This is a genomic window from Agrobacterium sp. (assembly GCF_032092815.1).
Taxonomy (GTDB): Bacteria; Pseudomonadota; Alphaproteobacteria; order Rhizobiales; family Rhizobiaceae; genus Agrobacterium.
Map to the genome: position 1 here is coordinate 44,515 of NZ_DAMDBP010000003.1, position 19,614 is coordinate 64,128.

Below are 19,614 nucleotides of genomic sequence, written 5' to 3' on the forward strand. Positions count from 1 at the left end.
AAAGATTTATCACGTCCGACGGAATAAATCCGCATACTGAGGTGTCTTAAGGTCCGTGAACGGCTTTTCTGCCGCACGAACCGAGGAGGATCTCCATGAAAACGCTCGCTCTCATCCCTGTTGTCCTGCTGGCTGTAGCTGGCACGGCCTATGCCGCCCCCATGCTGAAAACCGTCGAGACCGACAAGGGTGAGGTTCTGGCTGGCGACAAGGGCATGACGCTCTACACCTTCCAGAACGACACAACAGACGTTTCGAATTGCTATGACAAATGCGCAACCAACTGGCCACCACTGCTGGCAAAGGCAGATGACAAGGCCGGTGACGGTTACACCGTCATTGATCGCAAGGACGGAACAAAACAGTGGGCCAAGGATGGCAAACCGTTGTATTATTGGGTCAAGGACATGAAGGAAGGCGACGCCACGGGAGATGGCGTTGGTGGAGTTTGGCATGTCGCAAAACCATGACGGCGTGAACAACAACGAAAGGCGGGAGCAACACGTTCCCGCCGACAGTTCGTTTGAGGGTCAGATGCTGGCCCTCATGCCGTTGCTACGCCGTTATTCCCGCAGCCTTTCGCGCTCCGACAGTGATGGAGAAGATTTGCTGCAGGATTGCGTGGAACACGCTTTGTCCAAAAAACAGCAATGGCGCGGCTCGCAGCTCAAGGCATGGGCCTATGCCATCATGACCAATATTTCCCGCAACCGATACCGGACGGAAAAACGCCATCCGTCGGAAAACATCGATGCTTGCGAAAACGAGCTTTTGACGGAACCGACAGGCGACACGCTGGAAAACCGGCGGCTGCATGATGCGCTTGCCCAGTTGAACCCCGACCTGCGTGCGGTTTTGATGCTGGTGACTGTGGAAGGCTACAGCTATCAGGAGGTTGCCAGCCTGATGAACATACCGCTCGGCACCGTCATGTCGCGCCTTTCCAGGGCCCGCGAAACATTGCGCATTCACCTGAGCGAAGACAATATCATACCGCTGCGGAGACCGAAATGACGAGAGACAGTGCCATTACGGAAAGCGATCTTCATGCCTATGCAGACGGGCTGCTGGGCACGCAGGAATGCGCCCGCGTGGAACAGTGGCTCGAATTGAACCCGCAAGCACGGGAAAAGGTGCAGGACTGGCAAGCCCATGCCAAAGCACTGCGCCAGGCTTTTGCCCCCTATCACACTGCAAAATACGACGACCAAACATTGCTGAACACACTGCAAAACAGCAAGCGTCGCACTGTGCCGATTCTCATGCGCACCGCTGCCGCCTGCCTGATGTTCGTAGCCGGTGCCGTTGCCGGGCAATTCATCCCCCTGTTTTCAAAACAGAGCGATATTGCCACCGGCCTACAACTGAGCTCGGACATTTCAACGCAGGCCGGTTCGGCCTATCTCATCTATGCCAGTGAAGTGCGCCACCCGGTCGAGGTCGGAGCAGACCAGCAGGCCCATCTCGCCACCTGGCTTGGCAAACGTCTGGGATATCCCTTTGCCATACCTGATCTCACCTCGATTGGTTATGAACTGGTCGGCGGCAGGCTGTTGCCGGTCAGCGGCAAACCGGGCGCCATGCTGATGTACCAGAGCGGCAGCGGCGAACGTGTGACCGTTCTCGTTGGGCGTAACCCGCAAAACCGCACCACCAGTTTCCGGCTGGCCGATGCCAACGGTGTCGCCACCTTCTACTGGATCGACAATGATATTGGTTATGCCGTGTCGGGTGAGATTTCACATGTCGCGCTGCGCCGTATCGCCGAGGAATGTTATCGTCAGTTCCCGACTTGAGACACGTTATTTGAGCATCGGCCAGAGACTGAGAACAAGAAGCACCGCCATGGTGATGTTGAACCATTTCAACCTCACTGGAACCGATAACCACTCCCGCAGGGCAGAGCCGAATCCTGCCCATGTCGAAACACTTGGCAGATTGACCGCAGCAAAGGCAACGCCCACCAGCATGACAGTGGTGAAATATTGCATCTCATCCGTATAGGTCGCCATGGCCGTCACGGCCATAACCCATGCCTTGGGATTGACCCATTGGAACGCGGCAGCCCCCAGAAAGGTCATCGGTTTTGATCCGGCCTTGCCTTCAGAAAGGCTGCGCGACGTGCCGATTTTCCACGCGATCCATACCAGATAAAGACCGCCCGCAAATTTCAGCACGGTGTAAAGCATCGGTACGGAATGCAGCAACGCACCAAGACCGAGGCCGACACCAATCAGCAGCGACAGAAAACCCGCACCAATTCCCAACATGTGCGGAACCGTTCGGCGGAAACCGAAGTTCACCCCGGAAGAAAACAGCATCATGTTGTTGGGTCCAGGTGTGATGGACGTGGTAAAAGCAAAAACCACAAGTGCCAGGAATGTTTCGATTGTCATGCTGCCTCCGAAGGAGCGACAGATTATCGATCGCCAGCAACAAGAGCCAGCCGCAATCCGTCATAACAAGCGTCACTTTTTTTGATAGGTTGCATCAAAGGCTTTGTCGCACGGTTTGCGTTTGGTAGGCCGGGTCACGTTTGGTAGGCATTGTGGTGAGGCACTTTGCCAAGGCAATAAAGGGGGTTCACCATGCAAGACGACATTCCAACAGTCAGCCTGCCCTCCGGCGTGGATGTGTCCGCACTCGGCCTTGGCACATGGATGATGGGCGAAGAAGCCCACAATGAAGCCGATGAAATTGCCAGCATCCGCAAAGCCATTGATGTCGGCATGACACTGATCGACACCGCCGAAATGTATGCAGATGGCAAATCCGAACAGGTGGTTGGCAAGGCCATTGCAGGTCGTCGTGACGATGTATTTCTGGTCAGCAAGGTCTATCCCTGGAATGCCGATGCCAAGGGCACGATCAGTGCCTGTGACCGCAGCCTTGAAAGGCTCGGTACCGATTATATCGACCTGTATCTCTTGCATTGGCGTGGACCACATGCCCTGCGCGAAACCGTGGCCGCTTTCGAGACCTTGAAACAGCAGGGCAAGATCGGCGCATGGGGTGTTTCCAATTTTGACACCGCCGACATGGAAGAACTGTTTTCCGTCCCGAATGGCGAACTTTGTGCGGCCAACCAGGTGCTTTACAATCTCTCCCGCCGTGGTCCCGAATTTGATCTTCTGCCATGGTGTCAGAAACACCACGTGCCCTTGATGGCCTATTCGCCGATCGAACAAGGCCGGATTTTGCGCAACCACGAACTGATCCGTATCGCCAAGGCCTATCAGGCCACCCCTGCCCAGATCGCCCTTGCCTTTCTGCTGGAACGTGACGGCGTTATTGCCATTCCCAAAAGCAGCCACCCGCATCGTGTGGAGGAAAATCGTGGCGCTGCTGATCTTGATATCAGCGAAGAGGACTGGACCGCTTTGGACGCCGCATTTCCACCGCCCTCGCGCAAAGTGCCTTTGGAGATGCTCTGAAGGCACCACCTCTGACATCTGTCACTCACGACTTTGCCGTTATAAAAATTCACCGGATTGTGAAGTGGTGCAATTTGTCGTGCCCCCAATTCATAACCCTTCAAATTCATGTCAGCAACGCAAAGAGATCAACCAAAAGATGCATTTTCGAGCATTTCAGGGCAATTTTCCATGCAATTTCCACTGGCGGATTTCACATGAGCTTCACTTTTAACCAAATGAAAAAACATTAGAAATCATTACACAATAAAGCACTGAAACATCATGCGAAATTTGCAGCCTCACTCTTAACCATTTTTTACACAACCAGCGCGCTAAAAGCACAGCAAGCACGGAGTTGAAGGTCAACTCGCCTGCGTTGCACAGTGGTATTAACGATGCTGACAAACATGAAAATCAAGACACTCCTCCCCAGCCTGTTCGGCGTCCTCGTCGTGCTTGGTGTCGCGCAGGGCGCTATCGCCCTTAATTCAATTTCAAACCTTAGGGATGCAACGGAAGGCGTTAATCACCGCCTTGCCCGCTCCGAAAGGTTGTCAAAGATCAACATGCTGTTTGGCGACGTCAGGCGTGCCTATGTGCAGGGCATGAGTGCCGGTACGATTGAAGAAGTCGATGCGGCCATCGCATCCATTCACAAGGCGCAGGCAGAGCGCAAAAAGGCTGCTGATGAATTTGGCGCAACCATCGCCTCTTCCGCCCTGCAGGAAAAATTCGCGATCGCTGAAAAATCCGTGACCGAATATGAAGCAGCGGGCGCGGCCTTCATTGACTATATCAACAATGGCCAGCTCTACGAGGCCAAGGGTTACATTCAGCAGACCCTGACCCCAATGGGGCAGCAAGCCGTTGCCAAGATGAACGACACCCTCGATCTGAACAGCAGCCTCGGTCGCGAAGCAGCAGCCGGCGCCCACTCGACGGCTAGCTTTGCCAACACGGTCACCCTTCTGTCGATCATCGTTTCAGCCCTGATCGCAATCGCCGCAGCAGTGCTGAGCCATATCCGCATTTCCCGTCCGATCACCGAGATCACCGATGCCATGAACAAACTGGCCGCAGGTGATAACGCCAGCGCCATTCCGCATGGCGGCCGCAAGGATGAAATCGGCGACATGTCGTCCGCTGTGACCGTGTTCCGCCAGAACGCCATCGAGCGTGAACGTCTGGAACGTGAAACCGAAGCCAATCGCAGCCTCAGCGAAAAAGAGCGTATTGCCAACGAAGAACAGAAAGCCCGCGAAGCTGCGGAAGTGCTGTTTGCCGTAGACAATCTCGGCACGGCGCTCGACCGTCTCGCCGCAGGCGACATGGTTTACCGCATTGAAGAGAAGTTTGCCGGTCAGCTCGACAAACTGCGCACCAGCTTCAACGAGTCAGTTGCCAAGCTGCATGGCGTTTTGAGCTCGATTGGCGACAATGCCCGCATGATCGATGCTGGTGCCAATGAAATCCGCTCGGCTGCCGAAGACCTCTCCAGACGCACGGAACAGCAGGCCGCTTCGGTGGAAGAAACTGCAGCCGCATTGGAACAGGTCACCACAGCCGTCAAGGATTCGGCCGTTCGCGCTGGTGAGGCCGGTGAACTGGTGTCTCAGACCCGTATCGGTGCAGAACAGTCAGGCGAAGTGGTTCGCAAGGCGGTTGTCGCCATGCAAGGCATTGAAAACTCTTCCAACGAGATCAGCAACATCATCGGCGTCATTGATGATATCGCCTTCCAGACCAACCTTTTAGCGCTCAATGCCGGCGTCGAAGCAGCTCGTGCCGGTGAAGCCGGCAAGGGTTTTGCGGTCGTTGCACAGGAAGTGCGCGAACTGGCACAACGCTCTGCCAATGCCGCCAAGGAAATCAAGGCGCTGATCACCACATCGAGCGAACAGGTCCGCCAAGGCGTTCAGCTGGTTGGTGAAACCGGCCGCACATTGGAAGCCATCGTATCGGAGGTTCAGGAGATCAACCGCCACGTCAATTCGATTGTCACCTCCGCCAAGGAACAGTCGACTGGCCTTTCGGAAATCAACACCTCCGTCAACCAGATGGATCAGGGCACACAGCAGAACGCCGCCATGGTCGAACAGTCGACAGCGGCCAGCAACAGCCTCGCAACACAGGCTGCTGCGCTGACCTCGCTCTTGTCGCAGTTCAAGCTGCACACCGGTCATAGTTATGGCGTTGCCTCAGCCACCGAATATTCCAGACCGGTGCAGTCGCCGGCCCGGGCGCTTGGCCAGAAACTGGCAAGCAGTTTCACCCGCAAGTTCGGCTGATCTCAAAAAACCAGCGACAAAACAAAGCCTCCCGCAACGGATATTGCGGGAGGCTTTTCAATATCTTGCACCTGTTTTCTGAATCAAAATGCCAAAAAGCTGAATCAGATTAGCAACTTGGTTCAGCCATCAATCATGGCGACCAGGGTTTCCAATCGGTCGGCCTCACGCGGCAGCTTGTCAGCCCGCAAACGCGAGATACGTGGAAAGCGCATCGCGACACCCGACTTGTGGCGACCGGAGCGATTGATACCCTCAAAGGCCACCTCAACGACAAATCCGAAATCCGGTTCGGCACGGATGGAACGCACCGGTCCAAACCGTTCAACCGTGTTGTCGCGCACGAACTTATCCAACACGTCCAGTTCCGCATCGGTAAAACCGAAATAGGCCTTGCCGACCGGCACCAGTTGATCGCCGCCCTCGCCCTTGGTCCAGACACCGAAGGTAAAATCGGAATAATAGCTGGAGCGTTTGCCATGGCCGCGCTGCGCATACATCAACACCGCATCGACATTGTACGGATCACGTTTCCATTTGAACCATGGCCCCTTGGCGCGCCCGGCCTGGTAGGTGCTGTCCAACCGCTTGAGCATGATGCCTTCGATTACCGCATCGGGCGGATTGCTGCGCAATCGCTCCAGTTCGCCCCAAGAGGAAAATGGCACCAGTGGAGACAGATCGAACCTGTCCGGTCTTACCGTGCCGATCAGCTGTTCCAGCCGCTTGCGACGTTCGACAAAAATCTCGCCACGAACATCCTTGTCACCTTCAAACAGCAGATCATAGGCACGAATGAAGGCCGGATAATCCTGTAACATGCGGCCCGACACCGTCTTGCGATTGAGCCGCTGCTGCAGATCGGAAAAACTTGATGTGGGCCGGTTTGAGGTGAACGTACCGCCAACCAGCAACTCGCCGTCGATCACACCGGTAAAATCAGCCGCATCAACAATATCGGGAAAGGCGGTGGAGATATCATCGCCGGAACGCGAATAAAGGCGGCAGGTTCCAGATGACCGCGACAGCTGCACACGAATGCCGTCCCATTTCCATTCTGCGGCATAATCGCTGGGATCAAGCCCATCCAGATCATTGTCGCCAACCGGGGTGGATAACATCACGGAATGAAAGATCGCCGGCGTTGCCAGAACCGGCTTGTCGCTCTTGCCCTCAAGCCAGGCAAACAGCCCCTGATAGGGTGGCTTGAGGCCATGCCACAGGGTTTCGATGTCGGTGATGTCTTTTGAGCCGAGTTCCGCCAGTGCCTGTTTGGCAAGGCGGGCTGAAACGCCAATACGCAATCCACCTGTGACCAGCTTGAGAAAGGCAAATCGACCTGATGCATCCAGCCTGTCCAAGAGGTCGCGCACCGCACTTCGAATTTCAGTTTTGCCAAGTGTCTGCATCTGTTGCACCACCTCACCCAGAGATGGCGCGTGATCGCTATCCGCTGACCTTACATCGCCCTGATCCCAGACAAGAGCAACGGTTTCGGCAAGGTCGCCAACATAATCATAGGAATAACGAAACAGCACCTCATCCATGCGCTCCAGCACCAGCTCACGGATAAGCGCCGGTTTGACACCTTTCAGATCAAGCGTTCCGGCAAGGGCTGCCAGCGCAAAACCGCGGTCCGGGTCCGGTGTTGTGCGAAAATAATCGCTCAGCAAGGTCAGCTTGGCATTGCGGGATGGCGTCAGAACCAGACGGTCAAGAAGCTGTGAGAAGGCGTGCATGGGTTCTCAATCCCCCTCGTCTTCATAACCGACAAGATGCAGAGGTTTGGCGGCAATACCCTGCAACTCGCACCAGCGCACCAATGCCTCTTCACGCCCATGGGTGACCCAGACATTGCCGGCACCGGTCTCTTCAATTGTCTGCGTCAATTCCGGCCAGTCGCAGTGATCGGAAATCACCAAAGGCAGTTCCACGCCGCGTTGCCGCGCCCGCTGGCGCACCATCATCCAGCCAGAAGCGAAGGCCGGCACCGGATCGGAAAACCGCCGTGCCCACCGATCGGCAAAGGCCGATGGCGGCCCGATGACCACCGCGCCCTTGAAGACCTGGGCATCCTGTTTTTCAAGCGTCGCCGGCCGCAGGTCGCCCAAAGGGATGCCCTGCGACAGGTAATAATCACACAGCCTGGCAAGAGCACCGTGAATATAGATCGGCGCGTCATAACCGGAATTTCGCAGCAACATGATCACGCGCTGCGCCTTGCCCAGCGCATAAGCACCAATGATATGGGTGCGCTCTGGAAACTGTCTGAGGGACCGCAGCAGTTTTGCCATCTCATCCAGCGGTGGCGGGTGATGAAACACCGGCAAACCAAAGGTCGCCTCGGTAATGAACACATCGCAGGTAACAGGCACAAAGTGGTCACATGTCGGGTCGGGACTGCGTTTGTAATCACCTGAAGCCACGATCCGCGTGCCTGATTTTTCGACCGCGATCTGCGCTGACCCAAGCACGTGACCGGCCGGATAAAAACGGATACCGACACCGTTGACGTCAATGGTCTCATCGTAACCGATGGCCTGCTCGCTGCCGCAGAAATCCTCGCCGTATCGGATACGCATGATGTCGAGCGTCTGGCGGGTGGCAAGCACATGCATATGACCCGCGCGGGCATGATCAGAATGGCCATGGGTAATCAGCGCCCGCTGCACTGGCCGCACAGGGTCGATATGGAAATCCCCTTGCGGGCAATAAAGACCATCCGGTGTGGGATAAAGCAGGGCTTCCGGTTTCATCATGGAAGAAAGACGATGTCCTTAATCTGATATTGCGTACCGCGTATCCAGAGCATTCTTTCAAACAAAAAAGCCGCCCGCAACGGTCTGTTGCGAACGGCCCTGAGGTCATTTTGTTCCGATAGAATTACATGCCCTGCGAACCACGGTTCATGGCAGCAATACCGGTGCGGCACACTTCAATCAGGCCAAGCGGCTTGATGATGGCGACGAACTGGTCGATCTTCGAGGACTTGCCGGTGATCTCGAAAATGAAGTGTTCAACGGTCGCGTCAACAACCTTGGCATGGAAAGCATCGGCAAGGCGAAGCGCCTCTGCACGATCCTCGCCGCTGCCGACCACCTTGAGCAACGCCACTTCACGCTCGATCGGACGTTCCTGTCCCAGTTCACGGGCACGCACGGTCAGGTCAACCACGCGGTAGACTGGCACGATACGCTCAAGCTGCGCCTTGATCTGCTCGAGAACACCCGGCGTACCGCGCGTCACGATGGTGATGCGCGACAGATGTGCCTCATGTTCGGTTTCGGAAACCGTCAGGCTTTCAATGTTGTAACCACGACCGGAAAACAGGCCGATAACGCGGGCCAGAACACCCGGCTCGTTGCTGACGAGAACCGAAAGCGTGTGGTTTTCAATGGCAGCGGTTTCCTTCGAAATGAAGTAAGCGGAGCCGGTTGGTTGTAGGTGTGCGTTCATATCTCTATTCCTCCCGATCCTTAAACGAGCTGACGGCCCTTGGCATCGATAGCGTTGGCAACGGCTTCGTCGGTCGCTTCGTCCGGCAGAAGCATTTCATTGTGGGCCTTGCCCGACGGGATCATCGGGAAGCAATTGGCGAGGTTAGCAACGCGGCAATCGAAGATAACCGGCTTGTTGACTGCGATCATCTCGGCAATCTTGTCGTCCAGTTCCTTCGGATCGTCGCAATACATGCCAACCGCACCATAGGCTTCTGCCAGCTTGACGAAGTCAGGCATCGCTTCGGTGTAGGAGTTGGACAGGCGGTTGCCGTGCAGCAACTGCTGCCACTGGCGCACCATGCCCATGTACTGGTTGTTCAGAATGAAGATCTTGACCGGCAGATTATACTGGATGGCGCAAGACATTTCCTGAATGCACATCTGGATCGAGGCATCACCGGCAATATCGATAACCAGTGCCTCCGGATGCGCAACCTGAACACCGATGGCAGCCGGCAGGCCGTAACCCATGGTGCCGAGACCGCCCGATGTCATCCAGTGGTTCGGCTTTTCAAAACCGAAGAACTGGGCAGCCCACATCTGGTGCTGGCCAACTTCCGTGGTGATGAAGGTGTCACGACCCTTGGATGCTTCATACAGGCGCTGCAGCGCATATTGCGGCATGATGACATCGTTGGAATTCTTGTAGGCAAAGGAATTGCGGGCACGCCAGCGATCGATCTGGGTGTTCCAATCCTGTGTCTGTGCAGCTTCCGGCTTCTTCGGCAGCGCACGCCACAAACGAACCATGTCTTCCAGGACGTGACCGACATCACCGATGATCGGCAGATCAACGCGAACATTCTTGTTGATCGACGACGGATCGATATCAATGTGGATCTTCTTGGAGTTTGGCGAGAACGCGTTGAGACGGCCGGTAATACGGTCATCGAAACGTGCGCCAACGCAAATCATGACGTCGCAATCATGCATCGCCATATTGGCTTCGTAGGAACCGTGCATGCCCAGCATGCCCAGCCACTTGTCGCCAGATGCCGGATAGGCACCCAGGCCCATCAGCGTCGACGTGATCGGGAAACCGGTCAGTTCAACCAGTTCGCGCAGCAAGCGGGTGGCTTCCGGGCCGGAATTGATAACGCCGCCGCCGGTGTAGAATACCGGACGCTTGGCCTGCGACATCAGCTCCACGGCAGCCTTGGCTGCATTCAGGTCGCCCTGAACCTTCGGCTTGTAATTGTTCTTGGAAACGGCAGCAGACGGCGGCGTGTATGTGCCGGTCGCAAACTGGATATCCTTTGGAATATCAACAACAACCGGGCCCGGACGACCAGCCTGCGCAATGCGGAACGCTTCGTGGATGATGCCAGCCAGTTCGTTGACGTCCTTTACCAGCCAGTTGTGCTTGGTGCATGGGCGCGTGATACCAACTGTATCACACTCCTGAAACGCATCGGAACCAATGAGCGTGGTGGGAACCTGACCGGAAATGCAGACCAGCGGAATGCTGTCCATCAGAGCGTCCTGCAGCGGGGTCACGGCATTGGTGGCACCCGGACCAGACGTCACAAGCATCACGCCGACCTTGCCGGTAGAGCGGGCATAACCTTCGGCCGCGTGGCCTGCACCCTGCTCATGGCGCACGAGAATGTGCTGAATATCGTCCTGCTGGAAAATCTCGTCATAGATCGGCAGCACCGCACCACCGGGATAACCGAAAATGTGCTCCACGCCGTTGTCCTTCAACGCCTGGAGAACGATTTCCGCTCCGGTCATACGGTTGCTGTTGTCTGGTGTTTCCTTATCCGTCATTGCCTTTTCCATCCCGCTTCTGGCTTTGGAATATCGTTGGGCCAGCTGGCCCGTTTCGAGACATAAAAAAAGGCCCCTTGAGGAGCCTGTTTTAGCGCATGGGAGCTTTCGCCGGATGGTTACACCATCCTGCCCATGCGCCGTCCCACCACGATAAGTACGTTAAGATTTTTCATGGGCCGGAGTGTTAGACAGAAATGCCTCATCCGTCAACGTATGTTGCTAAAAAAATCGCCTTCTATTTCATTTCGTTCCAGAAACTGCCTTTTTTCGTAACAAAGTTTCGCAAAATCCTTACGAGTTATTAAAGTCGAACCTTTAGTTTTTTTGCCAACAATAAAGATAGAACAACTCGCAGGAAAAACATGTTCAACGACGAGCTTCGCAAATCGGCATCCGCCGGAGAGCAGGACAGACGTGATGAACATGGCGCCGCCAACCGCATGCTTGGCCGTGTCGTGTCCTGTACGGGTTCACGCGCCACACTCTCCAGCGTTGCAACCGCCGGACAAACGGACCTGACCGAACTGTGGTCGGTCGGACGCCTCATCACCATTGCCGTTGGTGCAAACCGCGTCATCGCACTAACCTACGCCATGAACACCGAGCATAATCAGTGGCGGGAAAACGAAAACAACGTCTTCAATGTCGAGGCCGAAATTCTGGGCGAAGTCCAGATGCGGCCGGATGGCAGTGAGTTCTTCACCACAGGCATTTCGCAATATCCGCATCTCGGTGCCATCGTGCATCGCATCCGCACCGCAGACCTCATCCGCATCTATGACAGCGGCCAGGACAGCACCTGCATCATAGGCAAGCTTTCACAGGATGAAAGCATCGATGCCGCCATTCATATTCCATCCATGCTGTCGAAGCATTTCGCCGTGGTCGGCTCAACCGGTGTCGGCAAATCGAGCGCTGTGTCGCTGCTGCTGCAAAAGGCCATCGAGACCGACCCGAAGCTGCGCGTATTGATTCTCGATCCGCACAATGAATTTGCTGCCGCCTTCCCGAAACATTCTGTTGTGATCGACACCGACACGCTCGACCTGCCCTTCTGGTTGATGCGGCTCGAAGAATTTGCCGAAGTGCTGTTTCGCGGCCGCAAACCGATACCGGAAGAGCTTGATGTGCTGCGTGACATCATTCCCGAAGCCAAACGGGCGTTTCGTGGTTCCGACAGCGCACCAATGCGTCGCCCCACCGACAAGAGTTCAATCACCGCAGACACACCTGTACCTTACCGCATAGCCGATCTCCTGGCGCTGGTCGATGAGCGGATCGGCCGCCTTGAAGGCCGAAGTGACAAGCCTTTCTTGCGATCGCTCAAAATGCGTATCATCTCGGCAATCAATGATCCGCGCTATCACTTCATGTTCTCTAACAGCACGATCAGCGATACGATCATGGAGACCATTGCCCATATTTTCCGTATCCCCGGAAATGGCAAACCAATCTCCACCTTCCAGCTGGCCGGCATCCCCTCCGAAGTCGTCAATTCGGTGGTGTCGGTGCTGTGCCGTATGGCCTTCGAACTGGCGCTATGGAGCAACGGCTCCATTCACATGCTGGTGGTCTGTGAAGAAGCCCACCGTTACGTGCCAGCCGACCAGGAGCTTGGTTTCGTGCCAACGCGCCAGGCCATTGCCCGTATTGCCAAGGAAGGCCGTAAATATGGTGTGTCGCTTGGTGTGATTACCCAGCGCCCCGGTGAACTCGACCAGACCATTCTTTCGCAGTGCTCAACATTGTTTGCCATGCGCCTGTCCAATGAGCGCGACCAGGACATTATCCGGTCGGCCATGCCCAACTCGTCGCTGTCGACCATGAGTTTCCTCTCCTCCATCGGCAATGGAGAAGCCATTGCCTTTGGCGAGGCGATTGCCGTGCCAATGCGCATGAAGTTTACCCGCCTTGCACCGGGCAATCTGCCCAAGGCCAGCACGGCGAATAATCGGGTTGAAGATCCAACGCCCGGCACCATGGATCTCAGCACCATCGTCAAACGAATGCGCTCCAAGGCAGGCCCTGACATTTCCAACTTCCAGCAGAGCTTTGAAGCAACTTACGGCGCTTTCGAACCGGATGATCCAGATGTCCTTGGCCCAGAAACCTTTGACGATTTGGCCAGTGACGCCGAACTGGAAAGCTGGAACAAGGAAATGCGCTCAACCGTGCCTGACCAGTCCTACGAGCCATATAGGCCGGAAATGCTGCCGGGAAGCAGCGCATTGACACGCGGCCAGCCCTCTTCGGCATCACATGCCCCTTCGCGCAACAATTCCCTGCGCGAAAGCCTGCTGAAAAATCCGCTCGGCAGCCTTTACAGAAAAGACTGATCAGGGAGCGATCCGCTCCCAGTCTTCCCCCATCTGATTGCGAAACCATGTCATCTGCCGTTTGGCATATTGACGCGTCGCGGCAGAGGCACGCGCGATGGCGTCTTGCCGCGTCAGTCGTCCTGCCAGCATCTCGGCAATTTGCGCAACACCGATTGCTTTCATGGCTGTTGCATCGGGGGAAAGCCCAAGCGCCAGAATGGCCTTCACCTCATCAATAGCGCCCTTGTCCATCATCAGCTCGAAACGCCGGTTGATGCGCTCATGCAGCACGGTTCTGTCTGGCAGCACCACGATTTTTTGCGCCCGCGCCGGATCGACAATCACCGGGCCGCTTGTTCCTTGAAAATGCGCAATCGACTGGCCGGTGGCCGTGATAACCTCAAGGGCGCGCACGATACGCTGACCGTCCTGCACATTCAGCACGTTGGCAACCGCAGGATCGACCTCGGTCAACTCCCGGTGCAAATCGGCAGAGCCCTCATTGATTAGGCGCGCGCGATACAGATCACGAATATTGTCAGGGATGCCTGGCATGTTGGACAGGCCACCAATCAGCGCCTTGAAGTAAAGCCCGGTGCCACCAACGAAAACCGGAAAACGCCCTTCGTCTTTCAGGCGCGCCAACAACGGCGTGACATCACGCAGCCATTCCCCTGTCGAATAAAGCTGGCTCGCCGGCACATGGCCGTAAAGAAAATGTGGAATGCCTTCCATTTCCTCGTCGGATGGGCGGGCCGACAACACCTGGAGCGTATCGTAAACCTGCATGCTATCGGCATTAATCACCACGCCGTCGCGCTCACGGGCCAGACGAAGTGCAAGCGCGGACTTGCCGCTGGCCGTCGGTCCGGTTATCAGGATCGCATCGATATCGTCATCAAGGTTTTTCATCATGGCTCTCGTTGCCACGCTTATTGCCAATCCGTCAAATCCTGTCGTCACTTCGGCCCTTGGAGAAAAGGTGGCAAATGCGCTTAATGCCTCCGGTCTGTACTGGCTGGCAGATGGTATAGCATGCGATATCGTGCTTGCCGACGGAACGGATGCCAAGGGCGCTCGCGAGACCATCACATCGGCCATTGCAGGGGCGCCGGTCGATATCGTCATTCAGGATCAGGACAGCCGTCGCAAGAGGCTGCTTATCGCCGATATGGATTCGACCATGATCGGCCAGGAATGCATTGACGAGCTAGCCGCCGAAGTTGGTCTGAAAGACAAGGTGTCTGCCATCACAGCCCGCGCCATGAATGGCGAAATCGCCTTTGAACCGGCGCTGCGCGAACGCGTGGCTTTGCTCAAGGGTCTGCCCATCTCAGTGGTGGACGACGTGATTGAAAAGCGCATCACCCTGACACCGGGCGGCAAGGAACTCATCGCCACCATGAAGGCAAAGGGGCATTACACGGCGCTGGTGTCCGGCGGCTTTACCGTTTTCACCAGCCGGGTTGCCGATATGCTCGGCTTTGACGAAAACCGCGCCAATATTCTCGGCGAAGACAATGGTCAGCTTGATGGCACTGTGGCCGAGCCCATTCTTGGCAAGCAGGCAAAGGTCGATTCGCTGATCGATATCGCCGGCAAGCTCGGCATTTCAACCGATGACGCCATTGCAGTCGGTGACGGCGCCAACGACCTCGGCATGCTCGGCCTTGCCGGTTCCGGTGTTGCCATCCATGCCAAGCCGGCCGTTGCGGCAGAAGCCAAGATCCGCATCGACCACGGCGATCTCACTGCCCTGCTTTATATTCAGGGTTATCGCAAATCGGATTTCGTCACCGCTTGATGATGCTTGAAACACCACGGCTGATCCTGCGCGAATGGAAAGAAAGCGATCGCAACCTTTTCCGGGAGATCAATGCTGACGAAAAGGTCATGGAATTTTTTCCATACCGCCACAGCCATGAGGCAGCCGATGCTGCCCTTGAGCGCGTCAACGACATGATCCGTGCAACCGGCTTTGGTTTCTACGCCGTCGAATTGCGCGAGAGCCAGGAACCGATGGGCTTTTGCGGCATTGCCCCTGTCGACATGAAGGACATCTTCCCCTTCGGCACCATGGAAATCGGCTGGCGGTTCGCTACCCGTTTCTGGGGCAATGGTTACGCAACGGAAGCCGCCAACACCCTGCTGGCCAATGCCTTCGAAGACAAGGAAATGCCCGAAGTCGTGTCCTTTGCGGTGGCCGCCAACAGCCGTTCGACCGCCGTGATGGAACGCCTGGGCCTGATCCGCGATCCGGCGCGTGACTTTGACCATCCGCGCGTTCCCGACACGCACCCGCATCTCAAGCGGCATGTGACCTATGCCTTGACGCGCCAGCAATGGCTCGAGCGGTCAGGCCAGGCTTTTTAAAAATGCACGCCCGATTTCAGGCTACAGACGGCTGCAATGTGCTTTAATAAAGGGCATGCTTTTTACACTTCCTGACACACAAACACTCTACAAGGCTCTTCTGGAGCGCGACCAATCCTATGATGGCCGCGCCTATGTCGGCGTCACATCGACCGGAATATTTTGCCGCCTCACCTGCCCCGCCCGCAAACCGAAGCTGGAAAATTGCCGCTTCTTTGCGAGCGTGCCGGAATGCATGTCATCCGGCTTTCGGGCCTGCCTCAAATGTCACCCGCTCGGCCCGGCCGCAGAGGCTGATCCCGCCATTGCCACCTTGCTGAATGCCCTGAAGGGAAAGCCCGGTTATCGCTGGAGCGAACAGGACGTCGAGAGATTGAACCTCGACCCTTCCACGGTGCGCCGCAGCTTCAAGCGGCACTTTGGCATGACCTTTCTGGAAATGGCTCGCCTTGAGCGGTTGCGCCAGGGCTTTGAAACGCTTGGTGATGGTGGACGGGTCATCGATGCGCAGCAGGATGCCGGTTATGATTCACCGACCGCATTTCGCAATGCCTTTTCGCGCCTGCTGGGTCAGGTTCCGGGGCGGCTTGCCGACAATGCCATGTTGCAGGCCGACTGGCTGACCACGCCGCTTGGCACAATGATCGCCGTCACGGACAACAAGTGCTTGCACTTGCTGGAGTTCGCCGACCGCAAAGCCCTCCCCGCTGAACTGAAAAAGCTGCTGGACCTGTCAAAAGGAAGTGTTGGCGTTGGTCGTCTTGCACCGCACGACGTGCTGGAAAGTGAACTGGACGCTTACTTCACCGGTAGGTCCGCAGACTTCAAGATACCGCTCGCTTACCACGGCAGCGAATTCACCCGGACGGTCTGGGATGCCTTGCGTGAGATACCGGCAGGCGCTGTGCGCAGTTACAGCCAGATTGCCGAACAGATTGGCAGACCGACCGCCACACGGGCCGTCGCCCGCGCCAATGGCGCCAACCAGATTGCCCTGATCATTCCCTGCCACCGGGTGATCGGCGCAGATGGCTCACTCACCGGTTATGGCGGCGGACTGTGGCGCAAACAGAAACTGATCGAGATCGAACGGCAGTTCTTGACCTGATATCTGTGATAAACTGCACTGCTGAATGCCTGGAACACAAAACCCCATGCGGATCATCATCCGCATGGGGTTTTAAGCACTTCAGCCGGATGGCTTGTCTTATTCCAGTGGCAGGGCCACGAAACGCAGATTGCCCTGTGCATCGGCAATCATCATATGGGCGTTCTTGCGGCCTTCCGATTTCAGGCCGTTGACACGCACCATCACGTCGCCGGGCACTTCCATGAAATCCTGACCGACTTCGACGATGATATCGCCCGATTTCACACCCTTGTCCGCCGCAACCGAACCATCGGTCACGCTTTCAACCAGCACGCCTTCAACGCTTGAGGCAATGCCACGCGCGGTGCGCAGGTCGTCGGTCAGTTTGACAAGCTGCATGCCCAGCACGTTTTGCGGCTCGTCATTGCCATCAGTCAGCTGGTCATCACCCATCGGTGCGCCATCATCCTGCTGGGTCATGTCATTGCCGGTATCACCATCGGTTGGCTCTTCCGACGTGGTTTCATCCGATGCGGACGCAGAATCATCCAGACGACCAAGCGTCACCTTCACGGTCTGCTGTTTGCCATCCCGCACGATAATAACGTCAACTTCCTTGCCAACCGGGCTTTCCGCCACCACGCGTGGCAGGTCGCGCATTTCGTTGACCGGCTTGCCGTCAAAAGTCAAAACGATATCACCGGCCTCGATCGGGCCGTTTTCAACCGGGCCACCCTTGACGACACCAGAGATTAGCGCACCCTTGGTGCTATCGAGGCCAAGGCTTGACGATACATCGTCGGTGACCGGCTGGATACGAACGCCAAGCCAGCCACGGCGCGTTTCACCAAACTCGATCAGCTGGTTGACGATGTTCTGGGCAAGCTCGGTTGGCACGGAAAAGCCGATACCGATCGAACCGCCGCTCGGCGAAATGATCGCCGTATTGATGCCGATAACTTCGCCCTTCATGTTGAACAGCGGACCACCGGAGTTGCCCTTGTTGATCGCCGCATCCGTCTGGATGAAGTTGTCGTAAGGGCCAGCATTGATGTTGCGGCCACGCGCCGAAATGATACCGACCGACACGGAGCCGCCGAGACCGAAGGGGTTACCGATGGCCATAACCCAGTCGCCGATACGCATGGCGCGGGAATCACCGAATTTGACCGCCTTCAACGGCGCCTTCGGCTCCACCTTCAAAACGGAAAGGTCAGTCTTGGTATCGGTGCCGACAAGCGTTGCCTTCAGCTTGGAGCCGTTTGGAAACACCACTTCAATATCGTCAGCGCCTTCAATGACGTGGTTGTTGGTGACGACAAAACCCTTGGGGTCGATCACGAAACCGGACCCCAGAGAGTTGACCTTCTGGCCACCTTTCTGCTCACGTTCACCATCGAAAAAGTCCTTGAAGAACTCCTGGAAAGGCGATCCCTCAGGCACCTGCGGCACGGGTCCCTTGCCGGTTTCCTTGACCTTCTGCGAGGTGGAAATGTTCACCACCGCATCCAGCAGTGGCTCGGCAAGATCAGCAACGGATGCAGGGCCCTGGCTTTGTGCATGCGCAGGAACCGTCAAAACCAGACCATTCATCAGCAGGGCAAGTGCCGCAGCAACAGAAATGGTGGAGCGGAAAGGCGAGCGCAGTATCGGGGCCATGGAATCCTCGTGTATTAAACCGCAAATGGAATTTTCTAAAACTTATTCTTCCCGCTTAACGCATGATTTATTCGGGGAATGCAAGCTTTCTCTCAATCCTATTCATCAACCATAAGGCGGAATGATGAAGTGTAAAAATACCTTTTCGTGATCGACTGCATTTTCCTGCGCTTTCACTTGCGCAAACGTGGTTCGCCAAGCTTGAACCATGCTTTGCAAATCTTGCCACCATCCATTTCATAGATGCAGATAACATCAACTTCACCTTTGCCATCTGCAAAGTTACGGGTGACGGTTTCATGGTCGATCACCACATTGCCAACCGCAATCCGGCTCAGCAATTTGCCGTTCAGATCAGGTTCCTTGAACCGCTCGATATGCCGGGCGCGGATATCAGCAACGCCACTGGCCAGCAAGGTCGATGGGAATGCATAATATTGGCAGTCATCGGCCCACCACTGCATGAAATCATCAATATTGCGGGCATTATAGGCCTCAAGTTGCTTTTGCACCGGCAACAGAACAGTCTCGTCTATTTGATCGCTCATCATCATCCAAACATCTGAAATTGCGGCAGTTCCACCCCTGCCATCCATAAAACTGTCACGCACAAAAAAGGCCGGTATCAAACCGGCCTTTTCTTGTTTTCTATTCGACAATCGATCAGTTGGCTGGAGCCGGTGCAGCCTGCGGCTGCTGAGGCTGTGTACCCGAAAGATTGTTGAAATAACGGAAGAACTGCGAATCCGGTGACAGAACCAGCGTCGTATCCTTGCCGTTCATCGAGGCGGCATAAGCGCCCATCGAACGGTAGAATTCGAAGAAGCCCGGATCACGGGTGAAAGCTTCCGCGAAGATACGGTTTCTTTCAGCGTCGCCCTCACCGCGAAGAACTTCGGAATCGCGCTGCGCTTCCGATTCCAGCTCGACGACCTGACGGTCGGCGATAGCGCGGCGGCGCTGGCCTTCTTCATTACCGCGAGCGCGGATCAGTTCAGCTTCCGCCAGACGTTCAGCCTTCATACGCTCGAAGGTTTGCTGCGAGACTTCCTGCGTCAGGTCGGTACGGCGAATACGAACATCCACAATGCTGATGCCCAGCGATTCTGCGTCAGGACGCAGATCGTCACGCACTTCCTGCATCATTGATGCACGGGCGTCCGAAAGAGCAGATTCGAAACCACGAAGACCGTAAAC

The 19,614-nt window shown here is 56.0% G+C and carries 18 protein-coding genes; 9 read left to right on the forward strand and 9 right to left on the reverse strand.

The genetic code is table 11. The features are described from left to right. The first annotated feature begins 95 nt into the window (after positions 1-95). The 3 genes from RT613_RS02125 to RT613_RS02135 are packed head-to-tail and all read left to right on the forward strand — an operon-like array spanning position 96 to position 1,796. A complete protein-coding gene (locus RT613_RS02125; RefSeq protein ID WP_313612598.1) occupies positions 96-470 on the forward strand; it encodes a hypothetical protein in 375 nt (124 codons plus the stop codon). After that, positions 454-1,014, forward strand: a complete 561-nt coding sequence (locus RT613_RS02130) for an RNA polymerase sigma factor (RefSeq protein WP_313612599.1) — start codon at positions 454-456, stop codon at positions 1,012-1,014. Before RT613_RS02125 ends, RT613_RS02130 begins: the two co-directional genes overlap by 17 nt. Then, on the forward strand, positions 1,011-1,796 hold the full coding sequence (locus RT613_RS02135; protein WP_313612601.1) for an anti-sigma factor: 786 nt from the start codon (positions 1,011-1,013) through the stop codon (positions 1,794-1,796). Before RT613_RS02130 ends, RT613_RS02135 begins: the two co-directional genes overlap by 4 nt. A 6-nt stretch (positions 1,797-1,802) precedes the next feature. Here the strand turns inward: RT613_RS02135 and RT613_RS02140 are convergent, their stop codons facing one another. Further along, positions 1,803-2,396 carry a LysE family translocator gene (locus RT613_RS02140; protein ID WP_313612603.1) on the reverse strand — a complete coding sequence of 198 codons (594 nt, stop codon included), beginning with the start codon at positions 2,394-2,396 and terminating at the stop codon, positions 1,803-1,805. 192 nt (positions 2,397-2,588) lie between these two features. Here RT613_RS02140 and RT613_RS02145 point away from each other — a divergent pair, with 192 nt between their 5' ends. Both RT613_RS02145 and RT613_RS02150 read left to right on the forward strand, forming a co-directional pair. Beyond that, entirely contained in the window at positions 2,589-3,434 is an 846-nt protein-coding gene (locus RT613_RS02145) for an aldo/keto reductase (RefSeq protein WP_313612604.1), read from the forward strand. 389 nt (positions 3,435-3,823) lie between these two features. Further along, positions 3,824-5,704, forward strand: a complete 1,881-nt coding sequence (locus tag RT613_RS02150) for a HAMP domain-containing methyl-accepting chemotaxis protein (RefSeq protein WP_313612605.1) — start codon at positions 3,824-3,826, stop codon at positions 5,702-5,704. A 122-nt stretch (positions 5,705-5,826) separates the two neighbouring features. Here the strand turns inward: RT613_RS02150 and RT613_RS02155 are convergent, their stop codons facing one another. The 4 genes from RT613_RS02155 to RT613_RS02170 form a co-directional block, all read right to left on the reverse strand. After that, entirely contained in the window at positions 5,827-7,443 is a 1,617-nt protein-coding gene (locus RT613_RS02155; RefSeq protein ID WP_313612606.1) for a cisplatin damage response ATP-dependent DNA ligase, read from the reverse strand. 6 nt (positions 7,444-7,449) lie between these two features. Next, a complete protein-coding gene (locus tag RT613_RS02160) occupies positions 7,450-8,460 on the reverse strand; it encodes a ligase-associated DNA damage response exonuclease (RefSeq protein ID WP_313612783.1) in 1,011 nt (336 codons plus the stop codon). 127 nt (positions 8,461-8,587) lie between these two features. Then, positions 8,588-9,160, reverse strand: coding sequence for an acetolactate synthase small subunit (ilvN, locus tag RT613_RS02165; RefSeq protein WP_313612608.1), 573 nt, complete (start codon positions 9,158-9,160; stop codon positions 8,588-8,590). 20 nt (positions 9,161-9,180) lie between these two features. Next, entirely contained in the window at positions 9,181-10,974 is a 1,794-nt protein-coding gene (locus tag RT613_RS02170) for an acetolactate synthase 3 large subunit (RefSeq protein WP_313612610.1), read from the reverse strand. Between the two features lie 365 nt (positions 10,975-11,339). Between RT613_RS02170 and RT613_RS02175 the strand changes: the two genes are divergently transcribed. Then, positions 11,340-13,313 carry an ATP-binding protein gene (locus RT613_RS02175; RefSeq protein WP_313612611.1) on the forward strand — a complete coding sequence of 658 codons (1,974 nt, stop codon included), beginning with the start codon at positions 11,340-11,342 and terminating at the stop codon, positions 13,311-13,313. Here the strand turns inward: RT613_RS02175 and miaA are convergent, their stop codons facing one another. Then, positions 13,314-14,210: a tRNA (adenosine(37)-N6)-dimethylallyltransferase MiaA gene (gene miaA / locus RT613_RS02180; protein ID WP_313612612.1), complete on the reverse strand. Its 897-nt coding sequence runs from the start codon at positions 14,208-14,210 to the stop codon at positions 13,314-13,316. It lies immediately after the preceding gene. Between miaA and serB the strand changes: the two genes are divergently transcribed. Genes serB through RT613_RS02195 form a run of 3 tightly spaced genes read left to right on the forward strand, consistent with a single transcriptional unit; the run spans position 14,209 to position 16,776 of the window. Next, a complete protein-coding gene (gene serB, locus RT613_RS02185) occupies positions 14,209-15,099 on the forward strand; it encodes a phosphoserine phosphatase SerB (RefSeq protein WP_313612613.1) in 891 nt (296 codons plus the stop codon). The two genes, miaA and serB, sit on opposite strands and share 2 nt — an antisense overlap. Further along, positions 15,096-15,668, forward strand: coding sequence for a GNAT family N-acetyltransferase (locus tag RT613_RS02190; RefSeq protein WP_313612614.1), 573 nt, complete (start codon positions 15,096-15,098; stop codon positions 15,666-15,668). The genes serB and RT613_RS02190 overlap by 4 nt, the downstream gene beginning before the upstream one ends. A 55-nt stretch (positions 15,669-15,723) precedes the next feature. Further along, the gene (locus RT613_RS02195) at positions 15,724-16,776 is read left to right on the forward strand and encodes a trifunctional transcriptional activator/DNA repair protein Ada/methylated-DNA--[protein]-cysteine S-methyltransferase (protein WP_313612615.1); all 1,053 of its coding nucleotides are present in this window, start codon (positions 15,724-15,726) and stop codon (positions 16,774-16,776) included. A 99-nt stretch (positions 16,777-16,875) separates the two neighbouring features. Here the strand turns inward: RT613_RS02195 and RT613_RS02200 are convergent, their stop codons facing one another. The 3 genes from RT613_RS02200 to RT613_RS02210 form a co-directional block, all read right to left on the reverse strand. Further along, positions 16,876-18,417: a Do family serine endopeptidase gene (locus tag RT613_RS02200; protein ID WP_313612616.1), complete on the reverse strand. Its 1,542-nt coding sequence runs from the start codon at positions 18,415-18,417 to the stop codon at positions 16,876-16,878. Positions 18,418-18,590: 173 nt separating this feature from the next. Beyond that, positions 18,591-18,965: a nuclear transport factor 2 family protein gene (locus RT613_RS02205; protein WP_313612618.1), complete on the reverse strand. Its 375-nt coding sequence runs from the start codon at positions 18,963-18,965 to the stop codon at positions 18,591-18,593. Between the two features lie 115 nt (positions 18,966-19,080). Next, positions 19,081-19,614: SPFH domain-containing protein (locus RT613_RS02210; RefSeq protein WP_313612620.1), on the reverse strand; the 534-nt coding region annotated here is incomplete at its 5' end.